At 45.3% G+C, this 15,097-nt stretch carries 13 protein-coding genes; 8 read left to right on the forward strand and 5 right to left on the reverse strand.

The window, feature by feature from the left end; translation table 11 throughout:
* Positions 1-117: 117 nt before the first annotated feature.
* Positions 118-1,089 carry a tRNA pseudouridine(55) synthase TruB gene (gene truB / locus RID53_RS03580; protein WP_446386807.1) on the reverse strand — a complete coding sequence of 324 codons (972 nt, stop codon included), beginning with the start codon at positions 1,087-1,089 and terminating at the stop codon, positions 118-120.
* 142 nt (positions 1,090-1,231) lie between these two features.
* Here truB and RID53_RS03585 point away from each other — a divergent pair, with 142 nt between their 5' ends.
* Positions 1,232-1,612, forward strand: a complete 381-nt coding sequence (locus RID53_RS03585) for a YkvA family protein (RefSeq protein WP_446386808.1) — start codon at positions 1,232-1,234, stop codon at positions 1,610-1,612.
* 378 nt (positions 1,613-1,990) lie between these two features.
* Here the strand turns inward: RID53_RS03585 and RID53_RS03590 are convergent, their stop codons facing one another.
* The 3 genes from RID53_RS03590 to RID53_RS03600 form a co-directional block, all read right to left on the reverse strand.
* The gene (locus tag RID53_RS03590; RefSeq protein WP_446386906.1) at positions 1,991-3,625 is read right to left on the reverse strand and encodes an alpha/beta hydrolase; all 1,635 of its coding nucleotides are present in this window, start codon (positions 3,623-3,625) and stop codon (positions 1,991-1,993) included.
* Between the two features lie 258 nt (positions 3,626-3,883).
* Positions 3,884-6,247, reverse strand: a complete 2,364-nt coding sequence (locus RID53_RS03595; RefSeq protein WP_446386809.1) for an adenylate/guanylate cyclase domain-containing protein — start codon at positions 6,245-6,247, stop codon at positions 3,884-3,886.
* Positions 6,248-6,422: 175 nt separating this feature from the next.
* Positions 6,423-6,566 (reverse strand): hypothetical protein, encoded by a 144-nt coding sequence (locus RID53_RS03600; RefSeq protein ID WP_446386810.1) that lies wholly within the window; start codon positions 6,564-6,566, stop codon positions 6,423-6,425.
* A 12-nt stretch (positions 6,567-6,578) separates the two neighbouring features.
* On the opposite strand from RID53_RS03600, the gene argF reads away from it, so the two are divergent.
* The 6 genes from argF to RID53_RS03630 all read left to right on the forward strand — a co-directional run bounded on the left by argF (position 6,579) and on the right by RID53_RS03630 (position 13,238).
* Positions 6,579-7,496, forward strand: coding sequence for an ornithine carbamoyltransferase (gene argF / locus RID53_RS03605; RefSeq protein ID WP_446386811.1), 918 nt, complete (start codon positions 6,579-6,581; stop codon positions 7,494-7,496).
* Between the two features lie 306 nt (positions 7,497-7,802).
* Positions 7,803-8,420: a transcriptional repressor LexA gene (gene lexA, locus RID53_RS03610; protein ID WP_446386907.1), complete on the forward strand. Its 618-nt coding sequence runs from the start codon at positions 7,803-7,805 to the stop codon at positions 8,418-8,420.
* A 530-nt stretch (positions 8,421-8,950) separates the two neighbouring features.
* Positions 8,951-10,408, forward strand: a complete 1,458-nt coding sequence (locus RID53_RS03615; protein WP_446386812.1) for a hypothetical protein — start codon at positions 8,951-8,953, stop codon at positions 10,406-10,408.
* Positions 10,405-11,733: a DUF1822 family protein gene (locus RID53_RS03620; RefSeq protein WP_446386813.1), complete on the forward strand. Its 1,329-nt coding sequence runs from the start codon at positions 10,405-10,407 to the stop codon at positions 11,731-11,733. Before RID53_RS03615 ends, RID53_RS03620 begins: the two co-directional genes overlap by 4 nt.
* A gap of 286 nt (positions 11,734-12,019) precedes the next feature.
* A complete protein-coding gene (locus tag RID53_RS03625; RefSeq protein ID WP_446386814.1) occupies positions 12,020-12,937 on the forward strand; it encodes a tetratricopeptide repeat protein in 918 nt (305 codons plus the stop codon).
* 70 nt (positions 12,938-13,007) lie between these two features.
* Complete coding sequence (locus RID53_RS03630; protein ID WP_446386815.1) at positions 13,008-13,238, forward strand: hypothetical protein; 231 nt, start codon at positions 13,008-13,010, stop codon at positions 13,236-13,238.
* A 126-nt stretch (positions 13,239-13,364) separates the two neighbouring features.
* Here RID53_RS03630 and RID53_RS03635 read toward each other — a convergent pair whose 3' ends face one another.
* Positions 13,365-13,781: a hypothetical protein gene (locus RID53_RS03635; protein ID WP_446386816.1), complete on the reverse strand. Its 417-nt coding sequence runs from the start codon at positions 13,779-13,781 to the stop codon at positions 13,365-13,367.
* Between the two features lie 110 nt (positions 13,782-13,891).
* On the opposite strand from RID53_RS03635, the gene RID53_RS03640 reads away from it, so the two are divergent.
* Positions 13,892-15,016 (forward strand): CapA family protein, encoded by a 1,125-nt coding sequence (locus RID53_RS03640; RefSeq protein WP_446386817.1) that lies wholly within the window; start codon positions 13,892-13,894, stop codon positions 15,014-15,016.
* The last annotated feature ends 81 nt before the right edge of the window (positions 15,017-15,097 follow it).

The raw sequence follows: 15,097 nt of genomic DNA on the forward strand, positions 1-15,097 counted from the left end.
AATATTCTTCGCAAAGTAAAGGCAAAACTCAGTTTAGATCTGAGTGAAGTTACTAGAGGTGCCTTGACAGCACCCATTCGTTTAAGGCTTTGGTCTTAGCGATGCTAGAATCTGCGTCTATGAAAGAGCGCAGAGTGTCAACAAAACCATTTTAGGCGCAAGCAATACCTCACCTTCTGATTCAATCACCTGAGTAATACCCAGAAACCTCCCATCTTCGTGGTGAACTCGCCGAATATTGGCAGCCGAATCAGTCGAAGCATCTTGATTTATATTCTGTTTATTTATACCGTTATTATCTCCTTCTATCTGCTGTCCTCTACCCTCTGCCTTTATACGTTGACCCTGACACCAACGACTAGCCTCATCTGGCGATAACGTAACCTTCCCTAAATGTTCTAACGCGGCTTCAGGTGGAATTGGAGTAAAGGTTTCGGCTTGTACCTGTGCAGCCAATTCCTCTAAACTCAAGCTATTATCTAATGTAAATCCACTGCTTTGGGTACGAATCAGGGACGCCAAGGTTCCACCAGTCTTAAGAACCTCTCCCAAATCACGGGCAATGGAACGAATATAGGTTCCCGCACCACAGGCGATCGCCACATCTAGTTCCGCTAATTCTCCTGGACGCCAATCTAATACCTCAATCTGATATACTTCAACCTGACGCCTGGGGATCTCCGCCGTTTTACCCGCCCTAGCTAACTCATATAGCCGCTTTCCCTGAACCTGAACTGCACTGTACATCGGGGGAACTTGCTCAATTTTTCCCTGAAACTTTTGCAACAAAGGGATAACAGTTTCCAGAGTTAATCCAGAAGCAGAAGCCGTCGCCACAATATCTCCCTCTAAATCATCGGTTGTTGTCTTCACCCCCAACCGAATCGTCGCCTGATATGCTTTATCTGAGGTCATATACTGTAACAAACGGGTCGCTCTACCCAGTGCGATCGGTAAAACCCCCGTAGCCATTGGATCTAAGGTTCCCCCATGTCCGACTCGTTTCAGCCGCAGCAAACGCCGCACTTTCGCTACACAGTCGTGAGAGGTAAATCCAGCCGATTTGTTTAAGTTCAAAAATCCTTGCATGCGTCAATTCTGTTTGGGGTTTTGCCGCTTGGACGGAGTAGTGTGGGTAGAGGGGGAAGGAATCTTCTGGAAAATGTTTTAGCGGTTAAAACTCGTCTAACTGAGTTAGGATTTGACATATTGATTGCATTGATGGAAGTTGATGTTAGATCAGCTAAAGCAACAAGCAAGGCGACTGAAGATTGAACTGTATGCCTTGTATTTAGCCTATCGTGATCATCGTGTACCCTGGTATGCCAAAATTTTTGCTGCCTGTGTTGTTGCTTACGCATTTAGCCCAATTGATTTAATTCCTGACTTTATTCCAGTTCTAGGCTACTTGGATGACTTAATCCTAATTCCAGTGGGGATTAAACTTGCACTTAAGATGATCCCTCCACAGATTATGTCTAAGTACCGAAAACAAGTACAAACAAATCTACCTAACAGTAAGCCTAAAAATTGGATAGCCGCTGCAACTATTGTGATTGTTTGGCTTCTCTTGGCAATCACAACCATTCGTTGGATGCTTCAATTGATTTAAAAATATTTATCTTAAAACAACAACATTCAAACAATACTGGCTGAGTGATTTCCTCCTTTGGGCAATGAAACTTGAAGTGGCACTGATAAATCAATTATTCAGTAACGCAGCTTCCTAGATTCTATTTGAGGAAATATCAACGTTCTCGATGAATGTTGCTGTTTTTATGCTGTTTGTTGCTATCTTCTGATGAGACAGATATTAAATGAGACAGGTTTTTTCTTCCTCCTAACTCTAACGTTTGTAGACTAAGCTGTTTTATCTGTCGCCAGAAGTTATTTAGCTTTATATTCAATTTAGCACGTTCTCTGAGATAGGCAACCCCTTGATAGAGTCTTTTATATTTGTTTAAAAACGACAAACTTCTGAAACATAAGTTTACGGAAGCGGAATCAAAAGTGGTGCCTGTGGCGAGGGCGAGACGTTCCTCAGTTCATCGATCTCTTCAACGGGTTGATTTAGCGTTAAAGACTCAACCAAACTCAATGGCATGGCGTCTTGGCTGAGGAATTGTGCATAAGCTGCATTGAGATAACGTTGGTATTCCGATTGACCCGCAATATAGACTTCAAAAAAGGCAACACTCAACGCCTGGGTATAGGCACGCCCGATCGCGGGATCAGGACCCATCACTTCTGGTGGCAATTCTACCGCCGTTGTCGAGACTCCCAGATTAGAGAAGTGAGTGCCTTTATTCAGCAATGCCAGATACTTATTCGGTGTGGTTAGCCAAGTAAAGGGTTGAATCTGTTCCGGAAGCGCAGGTGCTACAGTATCACTACTTCCCGAAATCAACATCAGGGGGATTTGAATTTGAGCAAACTCAGATTCGCCAAAGATAGCACTCCCCACCGGATTAATCGCGATCGCGGCTTGAATCCGTGGATCACGAAAGTCATAGTCCGCCACGGGTAACTCTAATGCCCGACATTGCAGCAACAGCGATACATTCAAGGAATCCTCTGACTCCCCACAAACTTGCTGTAATCGCTCAAAATTCAGTTCCGCACCCGCTAGCGCCAAGGTTGTGTAACCGCCAAAGGATTGACCCAATACGCCAACATTATCCAGATTCAACTGTCCTTGATAGGATTGTTCCAGTTGATCCAGCAAAAAGGTAATATCCAAGGGACGGTCAATGAACTCTGACGGCGGTGTCACCTCACTAGCTAGTCCTCGACTCAGGGCTTGTAATTGTTCAGCATTACTGCCAGGATGTTCTGGTAGGGCTACAGCAAACCCATAAGATGCCAAATGTTGGGCTAAATATTCAAACGTCATCCGATCAGAACCGAGTCCGTGGGAAATTACAATCAGGGGAGTTAATCCTTCCCCAGCAGATGTCGCAGACGGTAAATACAAATCCACCGGAAATCGGCGTCCGCGACTGGGATCATTCAATGTTAGGGTTTGTTGAGAATAGGCAACGAGTCCGGGTTCCCGCAAGTCGGGTAATTCGGAAAAGTCGGGTGGCATTTGGGGAAACTGGGACTCAATCTGGGCTTGAACTTCCGCCATCGCCTCCTGATTCACCGCCGCGATCGCTTGTTGGGTTTGCCGACTTAACCGAGATAGTTCTTCAATAAGCTCAAAACTCCGGGCAGAGTTAATCCGTATACCATAGGTGGGAAACTCCCGCAGTACATTTAATAAGGTTAGCCCCCCCGGTTCAGCCGCCGCTTTGATTAATGCAGCACGAATCGCATAGAATCCCTCTTGACCGGCTTTAGTTTGAATCACTTCCCCCAACCGTTCCAAGATGGCTTCCCCTTGAGGCGAATAGAGAAACTGTGCGATCGCCACTGGACTCACCTCGATGGGGGTAACTAAAACCTGCCGTAACCGTTCTAACTGTTGCGGTTCCACATAACTAGCATAAAACGCCAATTCTGGCTCAATTTTACCCTCGGTGGCGTAAACTTCCAGTGCCTCAATGGGCAGAGAAAATTCTAACGGACCATAGGGAATATAAATTTTCGTCGCACTCTGAACCGGAGTCGCCATCACCACCATTCTCAATAGGGCGGTTGAAACCGCAGCTACACAAACGAAACCCACCTTCGCGGGTTGCCAAACCCTTAATTTCCTGTTAGTCCGCTCAAGCAGACTTGGTTTCGTCTGGTTCCACGATTTCCAATCGTTCTTGTCAGCTACAATATCTGAGTCGAAATTGTTATTATCATTTGCTTCTACCTTACCACCTTGCTCCTTTCCTTCTGCCTTCTGGAAGCCCTCTACCTTCAAACAGGCTTCTGTCTTACTTTTCATAATTTAAAATTGATATCTTTTGCTATTAAAATCATCCCATTGCCCCCACCTCCATAGCTTGTGGAACTTGCGGCAACGCTTCATGTAGAAGAGAGCGGTTTTATCCTGATTATTTTCTCGGCAAATTTCTTTAAATATTTTATAGCCTTCAGCAAATTTTCGGCTATAAAAAAGATGAATCCCCAACTCAAACTTGCCTCGATGCTTAATTTTCAGATTAACCGACGTTAGGGGTTCCCCATCAAAGGCTTCAAAGACAGAGACCGCTTTTTTTCTTCCTTTGACCGGAACTTTCCCTAAAAATCGGTAATTATAGCTTAACGGATTATCCAGACTCAGCAAAAACTTTTCACTAAAGATAATCGACGCGCCAAAAATCTTCGTCAATCCTTCCAAGCGAGATGCCAGATTCACGGCATCAGAAATGACTGTTGCCTCCATCCGTTGTTCTTCTCCAATGGTACCTAACATCAGACTACCATTATGGAGTCCCATGCCCACTGAAATCGGTAGGCTTCCTTTTTCTTGCTGCTTCCCGTTATAGATGGCGATCTGTTTTTGCATTTCAATCGCCGCATCTAAGGCTTCTTCAGCTTTTTCGGGAAAGACTGCCATGATCGCATCGCCGATGTACTTATCCACAAAACCATTGTGCTGACGGATAGTGGGGACGACTTTCTTAAAATAATTATTGATAAAATCAAAATTTTCCTGGGGCGACATCTTCTCCGACAAGGTAGTAAATGAGCGAATATCGGCAAACATAATCGTCATATCCCGTTCTACGCAATCCCCCAATTGAGCCTCACTGAGGTTGGTATAGCCTAAAATTTGGAGTAATTTCGACGGAATGAAGCGGTTGCAGTTGGCATTGATTTGGGTCAGTTGCAGATAAGGATTAATTCGGGCAAACATCTCATTGGGATCAATGGGTTTAGCCCAATAATCATTGATCTGGTAGCTCTGTATTTTTTGCCAGTCTGGTTGCTTTTCTTTATCGCCAACGAGAATAATCGGCAATTCATTGGCTGAGAAAAAACGGCGCATGGTTTGGCAAAGTTCATAGCCATTCACGGGAGATATTACGGCATCCACAATCAGCAAGTCAGGCTTAAAGCCTTTTTCGATTTCGGCTAAAACTTGCTTGCCATTCGCGACCCGTTTTATCATGTAATCTGGAGAATTTAAACAGGGCTTGATTAGGGCTTGCCAATTGACAGTTTTATTAGCTACGATTAAAATCTTGAATGACTGGATTGAAACAGAGGAGTGTTTAAATTCAGCAGCTATTTTATTGGGGGATTTTACTAGAGACAGAGGCTTTTTGCCAGACGCGGCTAAGGGGATTGGTTGATTATCAGAAATGGGTAGCGTCAAAATAAAGCGGGAACCCTGATTGCCGATTGATTCAACCTGGAGTTGACCGCCATTGAGTTCGACCAGACGCCGAGTCACGATTAATCCGAAGGCGATACTGCTGTACTGTTGGATTGTGGCACTATAGGCATTCTCCAGTAATTGCTCTGCGGGAATATTGATGCCGATATCAGCAATAATCAGTTGCAATTGCTCAGGGGTAATCGTGGCTGAAATGTCGATCACGCCTTTTTCGGTAAACTTAATCATGTCAATGATTAAGTTATACAAGATTTGCTGCAATTGATTAGCATCAGCATTAAAAGGGGGGGAATCGGCAGCGATGGAGTTGCGTAATTGTAAATTTTTGGAGCGAATTAAGGGTTGACAAAGCTCTAACACGTCTTGAGTGATGGAGTGTAGATTCACTGATGAATTGAGACGTTGCGGCGGGTTGGGATTTAAGGTGAGAGTATCGAAAAGGGTATCGGTAAAATTGGCAACACGCTGAACCTTTGCCATCAACATAGAAGGATTAGCATTTGGCTCCTGTGAAAGGAAATCAAGGTCTTGATCCGACAAATCGTCAATGATTTTCTGAAGGCGATCGCGAAATGGGGGCTGTGGGTTAACGATCTGGCTGAAAAGGAGACGGGTGTTATCTTTATTGGTGGTTAGAGCTTGATTCGTGGCGAGTTGAGCCGCGATGCTTGAAGGGGTGCGATCGCCAAATTGTTTCCGGTTCAGGTTATCCTGAAATGAGGGCGATGCTGGAACTTGACTAAACCACTCCTCTTGAGCATCATCTTGACTATTGGAAAAAGCTTTAACTAATCCTAAGGCGATCGGCAGTGCCAAAATTAAACTCAGACTCACCAAGCTTAACACCAGCCAGAGGAGTTTCTGGAGGGGATAAAATTCTTCAGTAAGATAACCCGATGCCAGATAGAAAAAACCAAGATTGGTACTAATGATGGCAACGACACAGAGAAGGATGACGTAGCGTTTCATAAGGTTTAGAGTTTGGGAGGGGCTAAATGCATCGATTTAATCAAGTCAATGCCAACTCACGGAATCTACAGGGGATCGAGACGTAATATTGGCGATCGGTTCTCAACGCTTCCGAAAAAAAAACTACTATTCTACATCATCCGCCTCAAAATTAAACTGCTCCGATAAAAATCTGCTAAATTTTTAGCACGGTGCTTCTTGCCAAAACCTGGGTAGCCGTAGGAGACTGACATCGGTAAAAAGTGGTGCTGGGTGAGATTACCCCAGCCAACGTGCTTTCTGGCAAGCGCCGATCCACTGAGTCATCGGAGAAGGACATCGGAGAAGGAACATGACGGCATTACAAGGACGAGACGTGTTAGGTTTAGCTGACCTGAGTGCGGATGAAATTCACGAACTGTTGCATCTAGCTATCCAGTTGAAAACCGGTCAGGTTAACCTGCGATGCAATAAGGTGTTAGGGCTTTTGTTTTATAAGGCATCGACCCGAACCCGAGTCAGTTTTTCGGTGGCAATGTACCAACTGGGGGGTCAAGTGATTGACTTGAACCCCAATGTCACCCAGGTGGGTCGAGGAGAACCTGTGGTAGATACAGCCCGGGTCTTGGATCGGTATCTGGACATCCTGGCAATTCGCACCTTCGAGCAAAAAGAACTAGAAACCTTTGCTGAGTATGCTCAGATTCCGATTATCAACGCCCTGACTGACTTAGAACACCCTTGTCAGGTCTTGGCAGACTTGTTGACCATTCAAGAATGCTTCGGCTCACTAGCGGGTGCGACGGTTGTGTATTTGGGTGATGGCAATAATGTGGCTCACTCACTCATGGTAGGATGCGCCCTCATGGGGATGAATGTCAGAGTTGCCACACCATCGGCTTACCAACCGAATAGTTTAATTGTAGATCGAGCTAAACAACTGGCGGTCAACAGTGAAGTGACGATTACGGATGATCCAAAGGCAGCCGTTAAGGGCGCTAATGTAATTTATACCGATGTCTGGGCAAGTATGGGTCAGGAAGCGTCAGCCGATGCGCGAATTCCAGTCTTTTTACCGTATCAGGTCAATGAACAACTCTTAAGTTTAGCGGCAACGGATGCGATCGTGTTGCACTGTTTACCCGCCCACCGAGGCGAAGAGATTACTGACGAGGTGATGGAAGGTTCGCGATCGCGGATATGGGATCAAGCCGAAAACCGGATGCACGCCCAGAAAGCGCTACTGGCTAGTCTTTTAGGCGCTGATTAACGGGGTGGATGGGATGGTTTAACGGTAAAGCCTATGGTTAAGTCGGGGCGGGTTTACTTGTATCTGGGTGAGGTCAAAAACGTTAATAGGGAAACCCGCCCCTACATAAAACTGATTAAACATTGCTTTTAACCGGACAAGGATAGGACATTAGTACTACTAATGTCCTATAGTAAATAGTATTCGTTTAGTTGAATAATGGGTTTCAATTTAACCCCTCTCAGGGCAGATTGACTGCCATCAAGACTAGCAAGTCGAATGGTTGAGCTATCTGCTTCGTCAAAACCTAGTGTAATTTATAGAATGATGGAACCCCTCACCCAAGCCCAGAAAGAACTCTATGATTGGCTGGTTGATTATATTCAAACAGCCCAACACGCGCCCTCAATCCGGCAAATGATGCGGGCGATGAACCTGCGATCGCCCGCACCGATTCAGAGTCGGCTCGAACATCTACGCAACAAAGGGTACATTGATTGGACAGAAGGCAAAGCCCGGACGATTCGGATTCTCAGCAGTACGACATCGGGAGTACCTGTGTTAGGTGCGATCGCGGCGGGGGGTATGGTGGAACCCTTTATCGATGGCATGGATCGGATTGATTTATCCGGTTTATTCACCCAACCTGGTAACTTTGCCCTCCGGGTTACAGGGGATAGCATGATTGAAGCCTTAATTCGAGAAGGGGATTTGGTGATTATGCAACCCGTTCCTGAACCCGAACAATTGAAAAATGGTCAGATTGTCGCCGCTAGAGTCGAAGGATACGGTACAACATTAAAACATTTTTATCGGCAAGAGGATATGATCACCCTACAACCTGCTAATTCTAATTATCCGCCCATAGAAGTGACAGCACAAAAGGTAGAGGTACAGGGCGTCTTAGTCGGCGTCTGGCGTAGCTTCGAGTCAAATCCAACCTAATATTTGACTGATTTGTTCCGCTAGCGGGACTTAAACAAAAATCAACGCCAAATAAAGCCCAAACTGGCTTTATAAGCGACAAATACGTCCCTATTTTCGTTTAACCAACTGATAAAGCCATTTGACATTGCCCAGATTTAAGATGACTGGCTTAAAAGCTTCTGTGGGTAAGCTTTTTGCTATTTAATCTAATCGAATCCCTTCATGATTTTTGAGCTTCTCTGTTCTGTACACTTTCCGATTTCTCCAATATACTGTCGTCCTTTATCAAAGCAATTAGGCATCGCTGCCGGATGGGTCTCTTTCAAGTTAAAGTCAGAAAACGCGAAAGGCTTACTATAACTACGTTATAACCTGTTTTAGGTCTTTTTTCGTTCAAGTCCCACTACGAAAATTGTTTTGCATAAGCTCTAGCCGCTCAGAGTTAGATCCGACTGAACAACCCTTGATTCTCGCCAATCAATCTTAAACTATGGAGGTACAACCCTTGAGACGATATCCCCGCCCACGTAGCCCCTGATACACGAGTGATGAGCAACCATTTGAGCGCCGTAAAAATCCCCACTAACACAGCTTCCCGATATTGGAGTGCGATCGCGATTGATGCAGCCGGGAGACGCCAAATCCGGGAAATTACTGAAGCTAAGGCATTTTTCCTGGAATCATTCCCTGATTTTACCCCAGAGACTCAAGTCTCGGATACCCAGGTTCAACGTCAACTCTGGTACTGGATGCAAGGAGCAGGGGAAGCAGGGGAAGCTGGGGGAGCAGAGGGAGCAGGGGAAGTAGCTGATCAGAGTAGTATGGCTCAACTTTGTCTCAAATGCTTTATGTCACAGCAAATTGACGCTGTTTGTCGGGGGTTAGCCAGTCGGTTTGGCGCGGAACATGGCTTTAGCAGTACCGATTTATTACCCTTTGTCTTAGATGAAGAAATCGGTAAACCCCACCGCCATTCTCCCACCTACCAATCCTTCCTGGATGAAATCTTACAGAGTTTTGACCCCGAACAAAGCAGCCTCGCTACTTGGACAACCCGTCGGGTGAAACACCATAAACCCCTGAATCAGTTTCTACTCGAACATGGGATTTATTTAGTTAGTGATTGGGCAATCTTAAATGATACCAAACCCAAACAACTACATCGTATTTTCGCCGAGTTTCACCACTTAACCCCATCGGAAATCCAACGCGCCCAACAACTTCTTGATGCTTATCACGCCGTCTACCGCAGTCAACGCCTAAAACAACGTCTCGCTGGAGTTAAAGGAAAATGTCACCCTCCCACCCCCGAACAATTACAGCAAATGGCGCAACGCCTCTCCTCTCCCCTACGCCCAGAACTCCTCCTGCGCCAACTACAACTTATCGCCTCTCGACTGCGTGAGTACCGAATTTATGTACGTGGCGGGACGTTAAAAAGCGAATCCCTGGATGCAACGCCGAATCAACCTATAGATGTCCCCTATTCTGAACCCACACCTGATGAACAAAGCGAATTTTTAACCGCCTATCGCCAACAGTTTCTTCGGGGTTTAGATCAAGCCATTGCCCGAATTACAGGCGATCGCACGATGAAGTTACAGCGTCGAGATTCCCAAAAAGCCCAACAGTTTCTCACTGCGTTGCATCTGTTTCACTGTCAGGGACAATCTATGTCCGATATTGCCCGAAACTTTAACTATAAAGGACAATTTCAAATTAGCCGTCTCCTAAAACTGAAAGCCTTTCGCGCCGATATTCAACGGGAATTACTAATTTATTTAAGCGATCGCATCCTGGAGAAAGCCCAACGCTATACCAGTAGCCAACGCCTGCAAACCGTTCATCACCAAATTCAAGAGGCGATCGCAGAACAAGTTACTAAGGTGATCGAAGACGCGGCGACAGAAGCGAGTACGGCTACCCATGAACGCCATCAAAAAACCCGCAGCCTCTTTGCTAAAAGACTCTGCCTCTATCTAGATAACAGGAGTAATATATCATGACTTTCTACTCAACCACTCAACCCGGGCTTGATGGTGACGCTTTCGCCATTGAAACCATCCAACTCTCTGACGATGCGATTGAACAAGCCGTTCACCTCGCCCAACCCATTGCTAACGAACAACGCCAATGGCAAACCTATCTCAATGCTTTAGCCCTATTTGGCTTTGAAACATGGTTAGCCGAACGTAGTTCTGATTTAACCGTAAATCGCGATCTCACGTCTCTGTTCGATTCTGCGACAGCGAATTTGATTGAAGCCGTTTGTCATTTTCAAGTGAATGGGTTTACCCTCTGTCTAATTGCCCAAGGTAGCCTAACCGATGATCAGATATCTATACCCCGAACTGTTGTCGATATTCCCGAATTTATCCCCCATTTCTACGTCATCGTAGACGTACAAGAGGAAGAGGAAACCGCCGTGGTGAAAGGGTTTGTCTCCTATCCCCAACTCATCGAACACCGGGATACTCTAGGCTTAACCCCTGAGGAGGATTGGACTTATTCATTCCCCCTCGATTGCTTCGACACCGAACCCAGTCACCTCCTGTTAGAATTACGCTGTTTAACCCCCAGCGCCATTCCCCTCCCCCCGATTCCCAGTGATCGCCGCCTACAACTTGCCCAGACGCGATCGCAACTGGAAACCAAACTCCCCCAACTCCAGTCTCCGGCGTCTCAACTCTGGCACCATTTAACCTGGGAACAAGCCACCCTCGTACTTACCCGTCCGGAATTACGTACCTGGCTGTATCAACTGCAAACCGATCCCCAAAGCCAACCCACCCTCCAGAACTACCTGTCTGATGTACTCAGCCGCATTACCCGAAACGTAATTAATGTGGGACGTTGGTTACAGGATGAATTAGACGAACTCGCCCAAGAACTCTCCTGGCAACTTCTGCCTAGTTTAACCCCCGCTACCGCCATGCGCCGATCAGCCACTGAAGAATTGGATGCGATCGTGCAACAACTGGAGTACAATAACGTCGAAATTCCGCCTCAAGCCAAGGGCGCGTATCGTAATCTCCAAGTAGCAGACATCCCCCTGCGCTTGTATGCGATAACGTGGCCCCTCTTATCTGCAACCGTCCCCGAATGGGCGTTACTGATCATTTTAGGCACAGAGTCTCCAACAGGTTTCCCAGAGGGTCTAACATTAGAGATTAGTGACCAAACAGAGATTTTAGTCGAACAAGAGTTAGATGCCAATAGTTCCTATTTCTTCACCAGTGTAGTGGGAACGTGGCAAGAGACGTTTGGCGTCACGATTCGTTTAGGATCGGATATTGAACACATCCTGCCTCCCTTTGGCTTCAATCTCTAGAATTAGGCATAATGGAATAAGCTAGTCCGCGCAGGCGGACTTTGTTTGTGTAGCTGCGACTTCTAGTCGCCAGGGCTTCTAGTCGCCAGGGCAAAAAAGAGGTTTCTATTAAAATAGAATATAAAACTCTTATGTAGTCGTCTTTAAACGACTTAAGCTTTTGGTTCCTTGGGTTTTAACCCTAGGCGGTTGGTGAGACTGTAGCTTGAAATTTTGCTTCTGCTTCTGCCTTCTGCTTTTTTATGGTGTCATCTGCTCGATCCTGATAAACTACGATTTTAGCCTCATGACCTATTTATCCTTACCCCACCGACTTCACTCTCTCAGCTTGGCGACAGCGACGCTGCTGTTAACATTCCTCTCGCCGATTTCCCTATCGCCTAATCTATCGCTATCTCTATCAACCCAGGTACAAGCCCAAACCTCTCAAGATCAAGTCAGTCAAGCCCAACAGTTGCTAGATGAAGGAATTAATCTGTATCAGCAAGGTCAAATGCAGGAGGCGTTGAATCGACTAGAGGAAGCATCCAACCTATTTAAGCAAGTCGAAGCCCCCGTAGAAGAAACCATAGCCCTGACCCAAATTGGTCTAATTTATGAGCATCGTCAACAGTATGATGATGCACTAAACGCTTACGAACAAGCCTTAAGCCTAGCCAAAACCTTCGATGATCCGTACCAAGAAGCGATTATCCTCGATTACATGGGTTCAGTCTATTCAAGTCTAGAACAATATTCTCAGGCACTGGATCTGCACCAAAAGTCACTGGCACTTTTCCGAGAAGTGGATAATCGCCGCAGTGAAGGCATTGTATTGGGTAATATTGGCAAACTTTATTTCGCTCAAGATCAAAATGAGCAAGCGATCGATTTCCTTCAAGAAGCGCTCAGTATTTATCAAGACTTGAACGAAAATATCTTAGAAGGAGAGGTTCTGTATTACTTGGGATTATCCCATCAAAACTTAAAAGAATATGCCCCAGCTTTAGACTTTCACCAGCAAGCTTTAGACATTTTCAACGCTGAGAATATCCCTGAGTTACAAGCTCTAGCTTTATACAATATGGGGATAATCTACAGTCAACAAGGCAAAGAAAAAATGGCGCAATCGTCTTATCAAAATGCCTTGGCGATTTTTGAAGAATTAGGAAATGAGCAAGGGATTGCCGCTATTCGTTATCAAATGGAAACGCTTGAACAATAATTGAGGGTGACAAGCCTTTCAATTGGTGAGGAACTGTCCCCAACTATAAGTCCCGAATGACTAATGACCCATGAGAAATGACAACGAACAGATTTCTAAAACAGAAGCCAAGCAACTGCTAGAACGTTTAGTGTTTGACGATGAACGTCCTCAAGACTGGGTACAGGATGTTTGGGGATTGAGTCCAACTTTAGGAGAAAGTGGTGCAAAATTGCTGGAGGTATTTGAAGCATTGATTGAATGTTGCCCTGACGAGAAATTGGAAAATTTAATCCAAATTTATTATCAAGACAAGTTTTAACGGGAATAGGGAATAGGGAATAGGGAACAGAGAGTTCATCGAAAAGCTGGGGGAGAAGTTCCCTCCCCTTGACAAGGGGAGGGTTAGGGAGGGGTCAAATGTTTTCCAGGAAAACAGCCTATTTAGTTAACGTTTACTCCTGGAAAGCAATCTTGACACATCAGCATGCATCAGGGCAATATTGGGATCACGTTGAATTGCTTGATAGTAACGTTGCTCTCGATTTGTCCCCGCTTCATCCGGAGAAACCAGAGAACGGGCTTCGTCTAAAAGTTCATTTGCCTGATGCAACGTTATTGGTTCTTTGGCACTCAACGCTTCATCAATCTGAACAATAAATTGAGAGAAAGGGCGTAACCAACTAAACCATTCATCTTGGACAACCAGTTGGAAAAACTCTCCTTTTGAACGAATACGCCCATGAAACCGTTCATACTGATCGCGTTCCGAGTGGAGAAGGGCTTTATGCAGTTGCAGCAGCGCCCCACGCACATCGCGCAGGCGTTGAAAGGGTAGGTTTCCGGGAGAATAGGTAAATGACATGAACCAGGATTGCGATCGCGACTTTCTTTATCTTAGATTGAGTTTAACATTGGTGTAGTGTGCCGTTGGCGATCGCGCTTGAGAGCTAAGTTAATCATAAACACGTTATTATGGATAATAGTACGTCTAATTTTATCACCCTATTTTTGTGTGGTGATGTGATGACGGGAAGAGGGATTGATCAGGTGCTACCTCACTCTAGTAACCCCGTTCTCCACGAATCCTACATCAAAGATGCCAGAGACTATGTAACCCTGGCTGAGAACACGAATGGTATTATTGAAAAACCTGTTAACTTCGCTTACATCTGGGGCGATGCACTTGAGGAATTCGAGCGAGTATCCCCCGATTTAAGACTGATTAATTTGGAAACCAGTATCACCAAGAGTGACGAGTATTGGCAGGATAAACTCATCCATTATAGAATGCAGCCCGATAATAGTCCTTGCTTAACAGCCGCCCATATTGATTATTGTTCTCTGGCAAATAACCATGTTATTGATTGGGGATATGCAGGGTTACAAGAAACATTAGACACCTTAACTAAACTGAACATAAAAAGTGCGGGAGCAGGACACAATCTTAAAGCAGCCGCAGCACCCACCGTGATGGAAATTGAAGGAAAAGGTAGAGTCATTGTGTTTTCCTGGGGTTTCAAAACCAGCGGGATTCCCCGGAGTTGGGCAGCTACTGATGATAAGCCTGGTGTTAATCGATTAACAGATGTTTCTGATCGCACTATCCTTGAGATTAAAGAAAACATTCGATACGTAAAACGACCCAGAGATATTGTCGTGGCGTCGATTCACTGGGGAGGAAATTGGGGCTATCAGGTTCCTGGTGAACAACGAGCATTTGCCCATAAACTGATTGATCAAGCTGGTGTTGATATCATTCACGGACATTCGTCCCATCATGTCAAAGGAATAGAAGTTTATCGGGAAAAACTGATTCTTTATGGATGTGGTGATTTACTCACTGATTATGAAGGAATCAGCGGTTATGAACAGTATCGAGATGATTTAAACTTAATGTACTTCGTGACTGTGAATCCAGCCACAGGACAGCTAATTAATCTGCAAATGACACCGACTCAGATCAAAAATATGCGATTAAATCGAGCTTCAGCAACAGATACACTATGGCTAAGAGATGTCTTGAATCGGGAAGGAAAAAAGTTTCGCGATCGCGCAACATTGAACCCCGATAATACCTTAACACTCCACTGGGAATAATTCACAAATGACGTAGCTTGCTTCTCGTAAAAGCGAGTATGATAAATGACATAAGACAAATGACGTAGCTTGCTTCTCAAG

The organism is Coleofasciculus sp. B1-GNL1-01, assembly GCF_040220235.1.
In the GTDB taxonomy this organism is placed as follows: Bacteria; Cyanobacteriota; Cyanobacteriia; order Cyanobacteriales; family Coleofasciculaceae; genus Coleofasciculus.

Coding starts and splice junctions, on each gene's coding strand:
- RID53_RS03600 (WP_446386810.1), bottom strand. CDS start 6,566: ATGTCCTTCTCCGATGACTCAGTGGATCGGCGCTTGCCAGAAAGCACG.
- argF (WP_446386811.1), top strand. CDS start 6,579: ATGACGGCATTACAAGGACGAGACGTGTTAGGTTTAGCTGACCTGAGT.
- RID53_RS03585 (WP_446386808.1), top strand. CDS start 1,232: ATGTTAGATCAGCTAAAGCAACAAGCAAGGCGACTGAAGATTGAACTG.
- RID53_RS03640 (WP_446386817.1), top strand. CDS start 13,892: ATGGATAATAGTACGTCTAATTTTATCACCCTATTTTTGTGTGGTGAT.
- RID53_RS03625 (WP_446386814.1), top strand. CDS start 12,020: ATGACCTATTTATCCTTACCCCACCGACTTCACTCTCTCAGCTTGGCG.
- RID53_RS03630 (WP_446386815.1), top strand. CDS start 13,008: ATGAGAAATGACAACGAACAGATTTCTAAAACAGAAGCCAAGCAACTG.
- RID53_RS03635 (WP_446386816.1), bottom strand. CDS start 13,781: ATGTCATTTACCTATTCTCCCGGAAACCTACCCTTTCAACGCCTGCGC.
- RID53_RS03590 (WP_446386906.1), bottom strand. CDS start 3,625: ATGGTGGTGATGGCGACTCCGGTTCAGAGTGCGACGAAAATTTATATT.
- RID53_RS03615 (WP_446386812.1), top strand. CDS start 8,951: ATGAGCAACCATTTGAGCGCCGTAAAAATCCCCACTAACACAGCTTCC.
- lexA (WP_446386907.1), top strand. CDS start 7,803: ATGGAACCCCTCACCCAAGCCCAGAAAGAACTCTATGATTGGCTGGTT.
- RID53_RS03620 (WP_446386813.1), top strand. CDS start 10,405: ATGACTTTCTACTCAACCACTCAACCCGGGCTTGATGGTGACGCTTTC.
- truB (WP_446386807.1), bottom strand. CDS start 1,089: ATGCAAGGATTTTTGAACTTAAACAAATCGGCTGGATTTACCTCTCAC.
- RID53_RS03595 (WP_446386809.1), bottom strand. CDS start 6,247: ATGAAACGCTACGTCATCCTTCTCTGTGTCGTTGCCATCATTAGTACC.